The 16,359-nt window shown below is 67.2% G+C and carries 14 protein-coding genes; 13 read left to right on the top strand and 1 reads right to left on the bottom strand.

The features are described from left to right. Positions 1-2: 2 nt before the first annotated feature. The 6 genes from iolD to QCD75_RS00305 all read left to right on the top strand — a co-directional run bounded on the left by iolD (position 3) and on the right by QCD75_RS00305 (position 7,936). Complete coding sequence (iolD, locus tag QCD75_RS00330; protein WP_301224546.1) at positions 3-1,964, top strand: 3D-(3,5/4)-trihydroxycyclohexane-1,2-dione acylhydrolase (decyclizing); 1,962 nt, start codon at positions 3-5, stop codon at positions 1,962-1,964. 47 nt (positions 1,965-2,011) lie between these two features. After that, complete coding sequence (locus tag QCD75_RS00325) at positions 2,012-3,529, top strand: CoA-acylating methylmalonate-semialdehyde dehydrogenase (protein WP_301224544.1); 1,518 nt, start codon at positions 2,012-2,014, stop codon at positions 3,527-3,529. A gap of 31 nt (positions 3,530-3,560) precedes the next feature. Beyond that, positions 3,561-4,472 carry a sugar phosphate isomerase/epimerase family protein gene (locus QCD75_RS00320; RefSeq protein WP_301224543.1) on the top strand — a complete coding sequence of 304 codons (912 nt, stop codon included), beginning with the start codon at positions 3,561-3,563 and terminating at the stop codon, positions 4,470-4,472. Between the two features lie 27 nt (positions 4,473-4,499). Beyond that, positions 4,500-5,513 (top strand): Gfo/Idh/MocA family protein, encoded by a 1,014-nt coding sequence (locus QCD75_RS00315; RefSeq protein WP_301224541.1) that lies wholly within the window; start codon positions 4,500-4,502, stop codon positions 5,511-5,513. An 88-nt stretch (positions 5,514-5,601) separates the two neighbouring features. Further along, on the top strand, positions 5,602-6,474 hold the full coding sequence (locus QCD75_RS00310) for a sugar phosphate isomerase/epimerase family protein (protein WP_301224540.1): 873 nt from the start codon (positions 5,602-5,604) through the stop codon (positions 6,472-6,474). 10 nt (positions 6,475-6,484) lie between these two features. Further along, the gene (locus tag QCD75_RS00305; protein WP_301224538.1) at positions 6,485-7,936 is read left to right on the top strand and encodes a sugar porter family MFS transporter; all 1,452 of its coding nucleotides are present in this window, start codon (positions 6,485-6,487) and stop codon (positions 7,934-7,936) included. A gap of 80 nt (positions 7,937-8,016) precedes the next feature. On the opposite strand, the gene QCD75_RS00300 is transcribed toward QCD75_RS00305, so the two are convergent. Beyond that, positions 8,017-8,466, bottom strand: a complete 450-nt coding sequence (locus tag QCD75_RS00300) for a MarR family winged helix-turn-helix transcriptional regulator (RefSeq protein ID WP_301224536.1) — start codon at positions 8,464-8,466, stop codon at positions 8,017-8,019. Between the two features lie 171 nt (positions 8,467-8,637). Here QCD75_RS00300 and QCD75_RS00295 point away from each other — a divergent pair, with 171 nt between their 5' ends. The 7 genes from QCD75_RS00295 (at position 8,638) to QCD75_RS00265 (ending at position 16,321) form a co-directional block, all read left to right on the top strand. Continuing rightward, on the top strand, positions 8,638-9,927 hold the full coding sequence (locus tag QCD75_RS00295; RefSeq protein ID WP_301224534.1) for an MFS transporter: 1,290 nt from the start codon (positions 8,638-8,640) through the stop codon (positions 9,925-9,927). Between the two features lie 294 nt (positions 9,928-10,221). After that, positions 10,222-11,220: a substrate-binding domain-containing protein gene (locus QCD75_RS00290; RefSeq protein WP_301224532.1), complete on the top strand. Its 999-nt coding sequence runs from the start codon at positions 10,222-10,224 to the stop codon at positions 11,218-11,220. Positions 11,221-11,272: 52 nt separating this feature from the next. Continuing rightward, positions 11,273-12,322, top strand: a complete 1,050-nt coding sequence (locus QCD75_RS00285; protein ID WP_301224530.1) for an ABC transporter permease — start codon at positions 11,273-11,275, stop codon at positions 12,320-12,322. Positions 12,323-12,338: 16 nt separating this feature from the next. Further along, positions 12,339-13,253: an ATP-binding cassette domain-containing protein gene (locus tag QCD75_RS00280; protein ID WP_301224528.1), complete on the top strand. Its 915-nt coding sequence runs from the start codon at positions 12,339-12,341 to the stop codon at positions 13,251-13,253. Between the two features lie 139 nt (positions 13,254-13,392). Beyond that, a complete protein-coding gene (locus QCD75_RS00275; RefSeq protein WP_301224526.1) occupies positions 13,393-14,496 on the top strand; it encodes a Gfo/Idh/MocA family oxidoreductase in 1,104 nt (367 codons plus the stop codon). Next, the gene (locus QCD75_RS00270) at positions 14,496-15,290 is read left to right on the top strand and encodes a TIM barrel protein (protein ID WP_301224524.1); all 795 of its coding nucleotides are present in this window, start codon (positions 14,496-14,498) and stop codon (positions 15,288-15,290) included. The genes QCD75_RS00275 and QCD75_RS00270 overlap by 1 nt, the downstream gene beginning before the upstream one ends. Beyond that, positions 15,287-16,321: a Gfo/Idh/MocA family protein gene (locus QCD75_RS00265; RefSeq protein WP_301224522.1), complete on the top strand. Its 1,035-nt coding sequence runs from the start codon at positions 15,287-15,289 to the stop codon at positions 16,319-16,321. The genes QCD75_RS00270 and QCD75_RS00265 overlap by 4 nt, the downstream gene beginning before the upstream one ends. Positions 16,322-16,359: the final 38 nt, after the last annotated feature.

The raw sequence follows: 16,359 nt of genomic DNA, 5'->3' as shown, positions 1-16,359 counted from the left end.
CCATGGGAACGAGAACTGCCCCCGGAACACGCAGACTGACGGTCGCCCAGGCCGTCGTCGAATACCTGTCCAAGCAGTACACCGTCGATTCGATCGGCGGCCAGGACTACCGCGAGCGGCTCATCCCGGGCACCTTCGGGATTTTCGGCCACGGCAACGTCGCCGGCGTCGGCCAGGCCCTCAAGCAGTACCAGCAACTCGATCCGACGATCATGCCGTACTACCAGGGCCGCAACGAACAGGCCCAGGCGCACCAGGCCGTCGGCTACGCCCGCCACACCCGCCGCCGGCAGACCTTCGCGATCAGCACCTCGATCGGCCCGGGCTCCTCGAACCTGCTCACCGGCGCGGCCCTGGCCACCACCAACCGGCTGCCGGTGCTCCTGCTGCCCAGCGACACCTTCGCCACCCGCGCCGCGGACCCCGTGCTGCAGCAGCTCGAACAGCCCCACGGCTACGACATCACGGTCAACGACGCGTTCCGTCCGCTGTCCAAGTTCTTCGACCGGGTGACCCGGCCCGAGCAGCTGTTCTCCGCGTTCCACCACGGGCTCCGCGTGCTGACCGACCCGGCCGAGACCGGCGCCGTCACGATCTCGCTGCCCCAGGACGTGCAGGCCGAGGCCTTCGACGTGCCTGAGGAATTCCTCGCCGAACGCGAATGGCGGATCCGCCGCCCGGACGCCGACGACGAGGACATCCGCCGCGCCGCCGAGGCCATCCGCGCCGCCAAGCGCCCGCTCATCATTGCCGGCGGCGGCGTCCTCTACGCCTACGCCAACGAGGAGCTCGCGAAGTTCGCCGAACTGACCGGCATCCCGGTGGGCAACACCCAGGCGGGCGTCGGCGTCCTGCCCTGGGACCACAAGTTCTCCCTCGGCGCTATCGGCTCCACCGGCACGACGGCGGCCAACGCCATCGCCGCCGACGCGGACCTGATCATCGGCATCGGCACCCGCTACGAGGACTTCACCACCGCCTCCCGGACCGCGTTCCAGAACCCGGACGTGCAGTTCATCAACATCAACGTCGCCGCGATCGACGCTTACAAGCACGGCACCTCGCTGCCCATCGTCGCCGACGCCCGCAAGGCCCTGGTCAAGCTGAGCCAGGCCCTCGGCGGCTACCGGATCGGCGCGGACCTGGAGCAGCAGATCGCTGCCGAGAAGACCCGCTGGGACGCCACCGTCGACGAGGCCTTCAACACCCGCTTCACCCCGCTGCCGGCCCAGAACGAGATCATCGGCGCCACGCACCGGGCCATGGACGCGGCGGACGTGGTCATCTGCGCCGCGGGTTCCCTCCCGGGCGACCTGCACAAGATGTGGCGCGTCCGGGACCCGTTCGGCTACCACGTCGAATACGCCTACTCCTGCATGGGCTACGAAATCCCCGGCGGCCTCGGCGTCAAGCGCGCGGCGCTGGCCGAAGCCGCGAAGGGCGGGGCGCAGCGCGACGTCGTCGTGATGGTGGGTGACGGTTCGTACCTCATGATGCACACCGAACTCGTCACCGCCGTCGCCGAACGGATCAAACTGATCGTGGTCCTGATCCAGAACCACGGCTACGCCTCGATCGGCTCGCTCTCCGAGTCCCTCGGCTCCCAGCGCTTCGGCACCCAGTACCGGGCCCTGGATGAGGAACACCACAGCTTCGACGACGGCGACCGGCTCCCGGTGGACCTGGCCCTGAACGCCGAAAGCCTCGGCGTGAAGGTGATCCGGATCGAACCGGGGGAGAAGGTCATCGCCGAACTCGAACAGGCCGTCCGGGACGCCAAGGCGGCCCCCGAACGCGGCGGCCCGATCCTCATCCACGTCGAATCCGACCCGCTGCTGGACGCCCCCAGCTCCGAGTCCTGGTGGGACGTCCCGGTCTCCCAGGTCTCCGAGCTCGACTCCACCAAACAGGCCTTCCAGACCTACATCGACCACAAGAGCCACCAGCGCAAGCTGCTCGGCTGACCCCGGCCCCTGAGCCACCCGGCATCCAAACCCCCAAGGACATTCTCATGAGCACCCCCACTGTCACCAGCACCAAAACCATCCACCACTTCATCAACGGCGCCGAAAGCGCAGGCGCCGGGGACCGCACCCAGCCCGTCTACAACCCCGCCACCGGCGCCGTCACCGCAGAGTTGCGGCTGGCCAACCGGGCGGACCTGGACGCCACCGTCGCAGCCGCCCGCGCCGCGGCCGACATCTGGGGCGACTTCTCCCTCGCCAAGCGCACCGCCGTCTTGTTCAAGTTCCGCGAGCTCGTCGCGGCCCACATCGACGAACTCGCCGAACTGATCACCGCCGAGCACGGCAAGGTCCTCTCCGACGCCAAGGGCGAAATCGGCCGCGGCCTGGAGGTCATCGAATTCGCCTGCGGCATCCCGACCCTCCTCAAGGGCGACTACTCGGACCAGGTCTCCACCGGGATCGACGTCTTCTCCTTCCGCGAGCCGCTCGGCGTCGTCGCCGGCATCACCCCGTTCAACTTCCCGGTCATGGTGCCGCTGTGGATGGCACCGATGGCGATCGCCACCGGCAACGCCTTCATCCTCAAGCCCTCCGAACGTGATCCCTCCGCCTCGATGCTGCTGGCCAAGCTCTGGAAGGACGCGGGACTGCCCGACGGCGTCTTCCAGGTCCTGCACGGTGACAAGGAAACCGTCGAAGGCCTCCTGACCCACCCGGACGTGGACGGCATCTCCTTCGTCGGCTCCACCCCGATCGCCAAGTACGTCCACGAGACCGCCACTGCCCACGGCAAGCGCGTCCAGGCCCTGGGCGGCGCGAAGAACCACGCCATCGTCATGCCCGACGCCGACCTCGACAACGCCGCCGACCACCTCGCCGCGGCCGCCTTCGGCTCCGCCGGTGAGCGCTGCATGGCCATCTCGGTCGCCGTCGCCGTCGGTGACGCCGCGGACGTACTGGTCGACAAGGTCCGGGAACGCGCCCTCGCCGTCAAGGTGAACAACGGCACCGCGCCCGACGCCGAAATGGGGCCGGTCATCACCCCGGCCTCCAAGGAACGCATCGTCCGGATCGTCACCGAGGCCGAGACGGCGGGCGCCGCCATGGTCGTTGACGGCCGCGACCTCGTCGTCCCCGGCCACGAGGACGGCTTCTGGGTTGGCCCCACAGTCCTGGACCACGTGAAGACCGAAATGACCGCCTACAGCGAGGAAATCTTCGGACCCGTCCTCGTGGTGGTCCGGGTCGAGGACCTCGACGCCGGCATCGCCCTGATCAACTCCAACCCCTACGGCAACGGCACCGCCATCTTCACCTCCTCCGGCGCCAACGCCCGCAAGTTCCAGCGCTCCGTCACCGTGGGGATGATCGGCATCAACGTGCCGCTGCCCGTGCCGGTGGCACACCACTCCTTCGGAGGCTGGAAGGCCTCGCTCTTCGGCGACAAGCACATCTACGGCCCCGAAGGCGTTTCCTTCTACACCCGCGGCAAGGTCGTCACCTCCCGCTGGCCGGAACCGACCCACGCCTCGGGCGCCTCCTACAATTTCCCGTCCAACTAGTCCCGGCCCGAACAAGAAAGACAACGCTGTCATGACTGAGAACAAGTTGATCATCGGCACCGCGCCGGACTCCTGGGGCGTCTGGTTTGCCGATGACCCCAAGCAGACCCCCTGGGAACGCTTCCTCGATGAGGTGGCCGAATCCGGCTACAAGTGGATTGAGCTGGGCCCCTACGGCTACCTGCCCACCGACCCCGCCCGGCTGGCCGGGGAACTCAAGGCCCGCGATCTGAAGATCTCGGCCGGCACCGTGTTCACCGCCTTCCACCGCGGCCTGGACCAGTGGGAATCCGCCTGGGAACCGGCCCGCAGAGTCGCCGAACTCACCGCCGCGATGGGCGGCGAACACATCGTGGTGATCCCGGCGATGTGGCGCGATGACGTCACCGGCGAGGCGGTGGAGAGCGGCGAGCTCACCGAAAAGGCCTGGGCCGACCTCTTCGACGGGCACAACCGCCTCGGCAAGACCCTGCTGGAGGACTTCGGCCTGAAGCAGCAGTTCCACTCGCACGCCGATTCGCATGTTGGCGCGCAGGAGGACATCGAGACCCTGCTCGCCGCCACGGACAGCAAGTACCTCAACCTGTGCCTGGACACCGGCCACGCCGAGTACTGCGGCGCCTCCAGCCTGGAGCTGATCAAGAACTACCCGGACCGGATCGGCTACCTGCACCTCAAGCAGATCAACCCGGACATCCTCAGGAAGGTCAATGCGGAGAACATGACCTGGGCCGCCGCCAACCTGGCCGGCGTGATGACCGAGCCGCCGAACGGACTGCCGGACCTGCGCGCCGTCATCGAGGCCGTCGAGGCGCTGAACCGGCCGATCTTTGGCATTGTGGAACAGGACATGTACCCCGTCGCGTTCGACGTCCCGATGCCGATCGCCAAGCGCACCCGCAACTACCTGCTCTCCTGCGGCTCCCGCACCGCCGTCAGCTAGACGTCAACCAGAACTGAGGACAAGACCATGACCAAAACCCTCCGCGTAGCTGTCATTGGCGCCGGCCGTATGGGCGCAGACCACATCCAGCGGCTCAACACCCGCATCCACGGCGCCGAAGTTGCCGCCGTCGTCGACGTTGACCTTGCCCGCGCCCAGGCCGCCATCGAAGGCATCCCGGGCGCCGTCGCCCTCGCCGACGCCGACGACGCCCTCAACAACGGCGACGTCAACGCCGTCCTGATCGCCACCCCCGGCTTCCTGCACGAGGACATCCTGCTCAAGGCGATCGCCAAGGATATCCCGATCCTCTGCGAAAAGCCGCTCACCCCGGACGCCGCTTCCGCCTGGAAGATTGTCGAGGCAGAGCAGAAGCTTGGCCACCAGCGCATCCAGGTCGGCTTCATGCGCCGCTTCGACGCCGAATACGCCGCCCTCGGCAAGATCATCCGCGACTCCGAACTCGGCGAGCTGCTGATGCTGCACCACCAGCACCGCAACCCGACCACCCCGCCGGGCTTCACCAACGAGATGCTGATCAACGACTCCGTGGTGCACGAATTCGACGCGATCCGCTACTTCACCGGCGAGGAAATCACCTCGGTCCAGGTCCGCCTCGGCAAGGCCACCCGGAACGCCCCGGCCGGTCAGCACGACCCGCAGCACGTACTGATTGAAACCGAATCCGGAGTCCTGGCCGACGTCGAGATCTACGTCAACGCCAAGTTCGGCTACGAGGTGGCCACCCAGGCCTCCTTCGAGGACGGCATCGTGAGTATCGGCGGGGACAAGGGCCCGTACACCCGCAGCAACGGCCGCTGGGGCGGCAACGTCACGCCCGGCTTCGAGGAGCGTTTCGGCGCCGCCTACGACGTCGAAATCCAGTCCTGGGTCGATGCCGCCCGGCGCGGTGAAATCGGCGGCCCGACCGCCTGGGACGGGTACGCCACTGCCGCCTGCTGCGAGGCCGGCGTCGAGGCGCAGAAGAACGGCGAAAAGGTCGCCGTGAAACTGAACGACAAGCCCGACCTCTACCGCTAGGAGGAACGCAGAAGGGGGCCACGGCCTCCTTCTGCGTTCCCGCCGGTCCCACGCACAACCTGACTGATCCACAATGGAGAGTTCCGAAGTGAAAATCGCGCTTGATCCAACGCCCTTCCACCACTCGCACAGCCTGCTCGAGTTTCCCCGGGTGGTGGCGGACCTCGGCTACAAGTTCATGCAGATGACCCCGCACGCCGATCTCATCCCGTTCTACAACCACCCGAAGGCCGATGACGAACTGGTGGGCCAGCTCAAGGCGGCCTGCAAGGATGCCGGCATCGAAATCGCCTCGGTGCTGCCGGTGCTGCGCTGGTCCGGCCCGGATGAGGATGCCCGCGAGGCCGCCGTCCGGTACTGGAAGCGTGCCATCCAGATCGCAGTGGACCTCGGCGTCAGCACCATGAACACCGAATTCAGCGGACGCCCGGAAAAAGCCGAGGAATCCGAGCGCGCGTTCTACCGCTCCATGGAGGAACTGCTGCCGGTCATCGAACGCGAAGGCATCGACCTGCTGATCGACCCGCACCCGGACGACTTCGTCGAGGAGGGCCTGGCCGCGATCCGGGTGATCCGCGGCCTGAACTCCAAGAACGTCGGCCTGGTCTACGTCGCCTCCCACAGTTTCCACATGCAGAACGCGCCGCTGGACATCATGCGCGCCGCGGGGGACAAGCTCCGCCTGGTCCACGTCGCCGACACCATGGACCACCACGCCTCCCACGGGCTGCGCTATATCACCAATCCGCCCGGCAACCCGGTCCGGGTGCACCAGCACCTGAAGATCGGCGACGGCGACGTCAACTGGGACGAGTTCTTCGGCGGTCTCAAGGAAATCGGCTTCCTCGACCGCGAGAACACCGTCATGGTCTCCAGCGTCTTCGCCGAGGACAACGACGCCGCCGAGGTCTCCCGCTACCAGCTGGACACGATGAATACCTACATCGAAGAAGCCCGGTAGCGGCCGCCCCATGAACCAAGCGGAAACCACACTCACCAGTCCGTCGACCCGCACCGCGCGCGGCCCCGCCGGTGCCCCCGCGAATCCCCAAGGGTTCATGCGGCGGGTCGCCCTGTTCTCGACCTTCGGCGGCCTGCTCTTCGGCTACGACACCGGTGTCATCAACGGTGCACTGCCGTTCATGCAGCGTGACCTCGGGCTGACGCCGCTGACCGAGGGCCTGGTCACGTCGACCCTGCTGTTCGGCGCGGCTTTTGGTGCCATCACCGCCGGCCGGCTGTCCGACCGGTTCGGCCGCCGCAAGACGATCATGGCGCTGGCCCTCATCTTCGCCGTCGCCACCGTCGCCTGCTCCCTCGCCCCCACAACGGAGCTGCTGGTCGCCGCCCGGACCGTCCTGGGCCTGGCAGTGGGCGGGGCGTCGGTGATCGTGCCCGTGTACCTCGCGGAGATGTCGCCGGCAGCCCAACGCGGGCGGATCGTCACGCAGAACGAACTCATGATCGTCACCGGCCAGTTCCTGGCGTTTACGTTCAATGCCGTCCTGGGCAACGCCTTCCCCGAGGCCTCCCATGTGTGGCGCTGGATGCTGGTCATCGCAACACTGCCCGCCGTCCTGCTCTGGTTCGGAATGCTGGTCCTGCCCGAAAGCCCCCGCTGGCTGGCCTCGGCCGGACGCTTCGGCGAGGTCCTCGAAGTCCTGCGCAAGACCCGCGCACCGGCCGATGTCTCCACGGAATTCGATGAAGTGCGGCAGGCGGCCCGGGAAGACTACCAATCCAGGCTCGGAACCTTTCGCGACCTCACAGTGCCGTGGATCCGCAGGATCTTCGTCGTGGGCCTTGGCATGGCGGTCATCAACCAGATCAGCGGCGTCAACGCCATCATGTACTACGGCACCTCGATCCTCTCCAGCTCCGGGTTCGGGGACAAGGGCGCCCTGCTCGCCAACGTGGTCAACGGGGTCACCTCCGTGGCCGCCGTCATTGTCGGCATGTCCCTGATGACCCGGGTGCGCCGAAAATCCATGCTGGTGGCCGGCCTCGTCGGTACGTCATCCTCGCTGCTGGCCATTGGCCTGATCTCGATGCTGATCCCGGCAAGCACCCTCCGGGGCTATCTGGTGCTGCTGTTCATGGTGACGTTCCTGGCGTCCATGCAGTCCTGCATCGGCACCGTGACGTGGCTGACGATGTCCGAAATCTTCCCGCTGCATGTCCGCGGGATCGGCATGGGCATCTGCGTGTTCGTGCTGTGGATGATCAACTTCCTGATCGGATTCTTCTTCCCGCAGATGGTCGCCTGGATCGGCGTCTCCATGACGTTCTTCATCTTCGTGGCGATGCAGCTGGCAGCGATCATCTGGGTGAAACGGGTGGTCCCGGAAACCAAGGACAAGTCCCTGGAAGACCTGGAGCACTACTTCAAGAACATGGCCGCCAAGCAACCTGTCGCCGCGTAGCCTTTCCTACACAAAGCCCTGCCCCGCGATCCAACGCGGGGCAGGGCTTTTGTCCGTGCCCGGGAGCCGGGCCGCCGTTGCTAGGCGTGCGCGTGCAGCGTCGGGAGCGCGTCGACCAGGGGCGCCAGCTCCGGAACCTCCTGCGCCTCGGCCAGCGCCCGCTCCAGTGTGGCGTCATGGCTGGGCCGGGCCTCCTCCAGGAGCTTGATGCCGCTCGCCGTCAGCTCGGTGTAGATTCCCCGGCGGTCGTCGGCACACAGTATCCGGGTCAGCAGCCCGCGGTCCTCGAGGCGGTTGACCAGACGCGTGGTGGCGCTGGCGCTCAACGCGGTGGCGCGGGCCAGCTGCTGCATCCGCATATGCCAGCCGTCCTGGCGGCTTAGCGCGTCCAGCACGGTGTACTCCACGACGGACAGCTGCGCCACCGCCTGCAATGAGCGCTCCAGCTCGGCCTCGATCAGCCCGTGCAGGGCCGCCAGGGTCCGCCAGCCTTGCGCCCGGACCTCGACAGCGTCGTCCTTGATGCCCATCAGCTCTTCCCTTCAGATCAGCCTGCCCGCCCCGGATATCCAGGAACACAGACAGCCCACAATTTAGTTGCTTGCGCGGGATAGTTGCTTGTGCAACAATAAATAACGCGTCTGCAACTAATAGCTTACGCTTCGCATTTCTTTCCGTACAGTTCTTGAAGGAGCATCTCCATGCCTATTGGCCTGATAGCACTCGCCCTCGGCGGGTTCGGGATCGGACTCACCGAGTTCGTCATCATGGGCCTGCTGCCCGAAGTGGCCGCGGACTTCCAGGTCAGCGAGGCCTCGGCGGGCTGGCTCATCTCCGGCTACGCGCTCGCCGTCGTTGTGGGGGCCCTTCTCCTGACCGCCGCCGTGACACGCTTCGAGCGCAAGCCGGTGCTGGCCGTGCTGATGGTGCTGTTCATTGCCGGCAACCTGGTCTCCGCCATTGCGCCCGACTACGCGCTGATGATGACCGGACGCATCATCGCGGCGCTCGCGCACGGCGCCTTCTTCGGCATCGGCGCGGTGGTTGCCGCCAGCATGGTCGCCCCCACCAGGAAGGCCGGGGCAATCGCGATCATGTTCACCGGGCTTACGGCCGCCAATGTGCTGGGGGTGCCGTTCGGCACGATGCTGGGCCAGGCCGCCGGCTGGCGGTCCACCTTCTGGGCGATTACGGGCATCGGTGTGCTCGCGCTGCTCGGCATTCTCACCCTGGTGCCGAAAACCGGTACGGGCGAGGCGGCACCCGGTTCTGCCCGTGGCGCACTCCGCAGGGAGCTGCGTGCCTTCCGCTCCGGGCAGGTCTGGCTCTCGATCCTGGTCACCATCCTGGGCTACGGCGGCATGTTCGGCGCCTTCACCTACATCGCCTTCACGCTCACCGAGGTCACCGGGTTCTCGGCCTCCACGGTGCCGTGGCTGCTCATCCTGTTCGGTGTGGGACTCTTCATCGGCAACACTGCGGGCGGCAAGGCGGCGGACCGGAACGTGGACCGCACCCTCCTGGTGGCGCTCGCCGCCCTGGTGGTTGTCCTGGTGGTCTTTGCCCTCACCGCCGGCAGCCAGCCGGTGACCATCGCTTCCATGGTGCTGCTGGGCGGCTTCGGCTTCGCCACCGTCCCCGGGCTGCAGATGCGCGTCATGAAGTACGCCACGACGGCGCCCACCCTGGCGTCCGGCGCCAACATCGGCGCCTTCAACGTGGGCAACGCCCTGGGCGCGTGGATGGGCGGCGTGACCATCACCGCCGGCCTCGGCTACACCTCGCCCATCTGGGCCGGCGCCGGAATCACGCTGCTGGGCCTGGGCGTCATGGTGTTCGCGGCAGTCGCCGCGAAACGGCACGGCGCCGGACAGGCCCCGCGCCCGGAAGCCTCCGGGACCGCCGGGGCCGCCGGAACCGGAGCGGCTCCCGGAGCCGACGCCGGCCGCGCGGACGGCGAGCGGGAGAAGGTGGACGTCCAGCGGGCCTAGCGGCCCCCCATCGCAGGGGCCATCGCGGCCATCGCTGCCGTGGCGGCGACAACAGCGACGACGACGACGGCGGCCTGGGCCTGCCGCCGTCGTCGTTTCCGGCTGGGCCGCGGGTCGTGGAATCACAGTCAATCCGAAGGTTCTTTACGCGCACCACCGCATTAATTACGTGATTACATCCTAATGTCAGGACAAACTATTGACAGAAGTGATCTAAATCACCATGATCGAGGTAGGCATTATTCCGGCGGCTGCAATCTAGCAGCCCGGAGCTGAGATCAAAGGAGATTCACGGTGGCTAAATTTTCCTGGCGCAAGGCAACCCTGGTAGCAGCGGTTGTCCCGATGCTGGCACTGAGCGCATGTTCAAGCACCGGCGGCAAGCCCGCAGACAGCGGCAACGCTGCCGGCGCGGGCGGCCAAGCCGCCGGCACCGCCCGCATCAAGGTCGCCCTCATTACCCACGCCGCGGCGGGCGACACCTTCTGGGACATCGTCCGCAAGGGCGCCGAGGAGGCGTCTGCGAAGGACAACGTTGAGCTGCTGTACACGTCCGATCCCGAAGCCGGCCGGCAGGCCCAGCTGATCCAGCAGGCCATCGACCAGAAGGTCGACGGCATCGCGGTCACGCTCGCCAAGCCCGAAGCCCTCAAAGACGCACTGAAGAAGGCCACCGACGCCGGCATCCCCATCGTAAGCCTCAACGCCGGTGAGAGTGTTTCGACGCAGTTGGGAGCGTTCACCCACTTCGGTTCCAACGAGCAGCTCGCAGGCCAGGCCGTGGGCGCCAGGCTCGCGGCAGAGGGCTACAAGCACCCGGTCTGCGTGATCCAGGAGCAAGGCCACGTCGGCCTTGAAGCCCGCTGTGCAGGCGTCAAGGCCAAGGTGCCCGGAGCGGAAATCCTTTACGTCGACGGCAAGGACATGACCGCCGTGCAGTCCACCGCCACCGCCAAGCTCCAGGCTACCAAGGACGCCGACGTGATCATCGGCCTGGGGGCCCCCATCACCCTCACGCTCCTCAAGTCCGTCACGGACGCCGGCAGCTCAGCCAAGGTTGCAAGCTTCGACCTGAACGCGGACCTCGCGCAGAAGATCGTCGACGGCGCTGTTCTTTTCACCGTGGACCAGCAGCCGTGGCTGCAGGGCTACATGTCCATTGACGCGCTCTGGCAGAACAAGCGCGGCGGCTTCAAGCTGGGCGGCGGCCAGTCGGTCCTCACCGGCCCGAGCATCGTCGACAAGAGCAACGCGGCTGATGTCCTGAAGTTCGCCCAGCAGGGCATCCGCTAACAGTCCGCTGGCCGGGCCGGTCAAGGCCGGCCCGGCAGCAAGGAGAATCATCATGACCATCACCCAGACCAAGCCAAAGCCGGCGGCGCCCGATGAACGCGTCGCCAAGCGCAGTCCGTTCCAGAAACTCCTCGGACGTCCCGAGGTCGGTGCCCTGGTGGGCGCCATCGTCCTCTTCGTCTTCTTCGCGTTGGTGTCCCCGACATTCACCCAGCCCAACGCCTTGGCGACCATCCTCTACGGTTCCTCCACGATCGGGATCATGGCGGTGGGGGTGTCCCTGCTGATGATCGGCGGGGAGTTCGACCTCTCCACCGGTGTCGCCGTGATCTCCTCGGCACTGACCGCGTCGATGTTCAGCTGGTACTTCAGCACAAACGTCTGGGTCGGTGTGGCCCTGGCCCTGGTGGTCTCCTTGTCCATCGGCTTCATCAACGGCTGGATCCTGATGAAGACCAAGCTGCCCTCCTTCATCGTCACCCTGGCGACGTTCCTGATGCTGACCGGCCTGAACCTGGGCCTGACCCGGTTGATCGGCGGCTCGGTGTCCTCACCGTCCATCGCAGCCATGGACGGCTTTGCCTCGGCCCGGGCGGTGTTCGCCTCCTCGGTCAGCATCGGCGGCGTCGAAGTCAAAATCACCGTGTTCATCTGGTTCGCGCTCGTCGCGGTGGCCACCTGGGTGCTGATGCGGACCCGGGTGGGGAACTGGATCTTCGCCGTCGGCGGGGACGCCAACGCCGCCCGCGCCGTGGGCGTGCCGGTCAAGGCCACCAAGATCGGCCTGTTCATGGCCGTGGGGTTCTGCGGCTGGATCCTGGGCATGCACAACCTCTTCGCCTTCGACACCGTGCAGTCCGGTGAAGGCGTGGGCAACGAATTCCTCTACATCATCGCCGCGGTCATCGGCGGCTGCCTGCTCACCGGCGGCTACGGCTCGGCGATCGGCGGCGCGATCGGCGCGTTCATCTTCGGCATGGCCAACAAGGGCATCGTCTACGCCCAGTGGAACCCGGACTGGTTCAAGTTCTTCCTGGGCCTGATGCTGCTGCTGGCCACCATCGTCAACCTCATCGTCAAGCGCCGCGCGGAACTGAAGTAAAGGGGCCCCGAAGAACATGAACGCCAAAGAGATCGACCAGCAAACGCTGCTCCAGAACGAAAGAGACCCCCTCACCCACACCCCCGTGCACCTGCTCTCCCTCGACGGGGTCGCCAAGCACTACGGCAACATCATCGCCCTGAGCGATGTCACGATGGCCGTGGACAACGGCCGCGTCACCTGCGTCCTGGGCGACAACGGCGCCGGCAAGTCCACCCTGATCAAGATCATCGCCGGCCTGCACCAGCACGACGCCGGGATCCTGAAGGTCATGGGAGAGGAACGCAAATTCACCTCCCCCCGCGACGCGCTGGACGCCGGCATCGCCACCGTCTACCAGGACCTCGCGGTGGTGCCCCTGATGCCGATCTGGCGGAACTTCTTCCTCGGCTCGGAACTGACCTCCGGCTTCGGCCCGTTCAAGAGCATGGACGTCGAGAAGATGAAGGAGATCACGCTGAAGGAACTCGCCGCGATGGGCATCGACCTGCGCGACGTCGAACAGCCCATCGGCCAGCTCTCCGGCGGTGAACGCCAGTGTGTGGCGATCGCCCGGGCCGTGTACTTCGGCGCGAAGGTCCTGATCCTGGACGAGCCCACCGCTGCCCTGGGCGTGAAGCAGTCCGGCGTGGTCCTGCGATACATCCTGCAGGCCCGCGACCGCGGTCTCGGCGTCATCTTCATCACCCACAACCCGCACCACGCCTTCCCTGTCGGCGACCGGTTCCTGTTGCTCAAACGCGGCAAGTCAATCGGCTACTACGACAAGAAGGACATCACCCTCGACGAACTGACGGCCCAGATGGCCGGCGGCGCCGAACTCGCCGAACTCGCCCACGAACTCGAACAGCTCGGCGGCCACGGCGACGTCGTCAAGGAAGTCCAGAGCGAAGTGGCCGGGGTGGCCCAGACCACCGGCAACCCCTACTAGCACCAAGGGAGAGCAGGGCCCGCCCGTCCGGGCCTGGCCCTGCTTCTTCATGGGCCGGCCAAACCCCGGCCCGGAATTCGCGGCCACACCCGGACCGGCTCCCAGACAAATTTGTGATTACCTTTGAAAGGACGAGCCCATGGCTTACCTGAACCGAGACTCCACCAGTCTCCCCGCGCCCGTGCGCATCGGACTCATCGGCTCCGGCTGGATGGGCGCGTTCCACGCCGAGAGCATCGCCCGCCGGGTTCCGGACGCCGAGCTCGCGGCCATCGCTGACCCCAACGTGGAATCCGCCGGCGCGCTGGCAGCCGCACTGGGAGCCGGCAAGGTGACCGCCGACGCCGGCGACATCCTCGCCGACCCGGAAATCGACGCCGTCATCATTGCCAGCCCGGCGCGCTTCCACTCCGCGCTGATCGCCCAGGCCGCCGCCGCCGGGAAGCATGTGTTCTGCGAGAAGCCGGCCGGGCAGGGGCTCGACGAGCTCGACACCGCCCTGGCCGCCGTGGAGGCAGCAGGAGTGCATTTCCAGATCGGCTTCAACCGCCGGTACGCGGCGGACTTCCAGGCCGCCAAGAAGGACCTCGCCGCCGGAACCGTCGGAACGCCGCAACTGCTGCGGTCGCTGACCCGGGATCCCGGCACGGGAAGCATCCCGCACGCAGCCAGGGTCCCGGCGTGGACCGTCTTCCTGGAAACGCTGATCCACGACTTCGACACGCTGAACTGGTTCAACGAAGGCGCCGAACCGGTGGAGGTCTACGCCGTTGCCGACGCGCTGGTGGAACCCGGACTGCGCGACCAGGGCTTCCTGGACACGGCAGTCGTGACCATCCGCTACAGCAACGGTTCCATCGCGGTGGCCGAGGCAAACTTCAGCGCCCTCTACGGCTACGACATCCGCGGGGAAGTCTTCGGCTCCAAGGGCATGGTCCAGGCCGGCCGCGCCACGGAAACCGCCGCGCGCCGGTTCACCGCCGAAGGGATGTCGGCCGACACCCCGCGGCTGAACATTGAGCTCTTCCGCCAGGCCTACACCGATGAACTCATCGACTTTGCCAACGCCGTGCGCGCACGGCGCGACGGCACCACGCCGCCGTCGGCCGCCTACTCGCTCACGCCCGGGGCTGTTGACGCCCGGCGCGCCCTGGCCGTGGCGCTGGCCTGCATCGAGTCGGTTAAGCGCGGCACCCCCGTGGCCGTCAACACAGCCGCCGTCAACGAGACGGCAGTCCTCTGATGCGCCTGGCCGTCTGCGCGGAGATGGTCTTCACCGACCTCCCGTTCACGGAGCGGGTGCGCCGGATCCACGAGGCCGGGTTCGACGTCGAACTCTGGGACTCCAGGACCAAAGACATCCGAGCCCTCAAGGCCACCGGGGCCGTGTTCTCGTCCATGACCGGCTACACCGCGGGCAGCCTGGTGGACCCCGACTCGGCCGATGAGGTGGTGCGGACGGCCGAGTCGCTGATCCCCACCGCCCTGGAGCTCGGCGTGAGCCGGATGGTGGTGCACCCGGCCGAGCTCATCGACGGCCACGCGGCCCGTCCCGTCTACCGGTCCAGCGGGCCGATGTGGATCACCGGGGCCCGGACCCTCGAGCGGCTCGGCCGGCTCGGCGAGACATACGGGGTGACGTTCTGCCTCGAGAACCTCAACACCATCCTCGACCATCCCGGAATCCCGCTGGCACGGGCAAAGGATACCCTCGCGCTCGTGGCGGCCGCCGGCCACCCCGGGGTGAAACTTATGCTGGACCTTTACCACGCCCAGTTGGGGGAGGGGAACCTCATTGAACTGGTGCGGACCGCCCTGCCCCACATCGGTGAGATCCAGGTGGCGGATGTTCCGGGCCGCTGCGAACCGGGAACCGGTGAAATCAGCTACGCGGCCGTCGCCCGGGCACTCGCCGAGGCAGGCTACAACGGCACCGTGGGCATGGAAGCCTGGGCCAGCGGTAACAGCGACGCTGCGCTGGAGGCTTTCCGGGCGGCATTCACCATCCCCGCACTACGCACAGGAGCAGACGCATGAAAGACGTAATCCTCGGACTGATCGGGGTGGGGCGGATCGGCGTGATGCACGCCAACAACATCGCCGGGCTCAACGGCGTCCTGAACCCGCAGGGCATCAACGTCCGGCTCCGGCTCACCGACGTCGCCGAAGAGCACGCCCGTACCATTGCCGCCGGGCTCGGTGCCGAGTTCCTGCCCTCCGTGGAAGCGCTCCTCGCTTCCGGGCTGGACGGACTCGTCATCGCCACCGGAACCGGGACCCATCCGGAGCTGATCAAGGCCGGAGTGGACGCCGGAATCCCGGTCTTCTGCGAGAAGCCCGTAGCCCTGAACGTGGCCGACGCACTGCCCGTCCTCGACTACATCCGGGACCGGCACGGCATGGTCCAGATCGGCCACCAGCGCCGCTTCGACGCGGGCTACCTTGAGGCCCGGCGCGCCTACCAAGCCGGGGAACTGGGCTGGATCCACTCGCTGCGCGCCGTCACCTGCGACATGGCCCCGCCGCCGGTCGAGTTCCTGGCCAGCTCCGGAGGACTGTTCCGGGACTGCTCGGTCCACGATTTCGACATCCTTCGGTGGCTTACCGGCCGGGAAATCGTCGAGGTGTACGCCAGGGGCTCCAACAACGGGGACCCGGCCATCGGGGAAGCCGGCGATGTGGACACCGCCCTTGCGCTGGTGACCTTCGACGACGGCACCGTGGGAACGGTCTCGGCTACCCGTTACAACGGGGCGGGCCACGACGTGCGGCTGGAAATCCAGGGTTCCCGCCGTTCGCTCATGGTCGGCCTGGACGACAAATCGGCGCTGGCCTCGGCCGAAGCCGGGGTCTCGTTCCCGGCCGGAGAGCCGCACCGGACCTTCGCCGAGCGCTTCGAGGCGGCCTACCGCTCCGAGATGGCGGCTTTCGTCGAGTTGAGCCTGGGGCGCCGGGACAACCCCTGCACCCCGGAGGACGCGGTGGCCGCCTCCCGGGTCGCGGACGCCGCCCAGGAATCCCTCGCAACCGGCGTGCCGGTCCGCGTGCTCCAGACCGTGGCCGGCTGAACGGACCGCTCCACCCGGTTCCGTCGCCGGGTGGAGCG

It is taken from the genome of Arthrobacter sp. PsM3 (assembly GCF_030433895.1).
In the GTDB taxonomy this organism is placed as follows: domain Bacteria; phylum Actinomycetota; class Actinomycetes; order Actinomycetales; family Micrococcaceae; genus Arthrobacter.
Note: the sequence above shows the minus strand (reverse complement) of the source record. Positions and strands in the feature narration are given on the sequence as shown.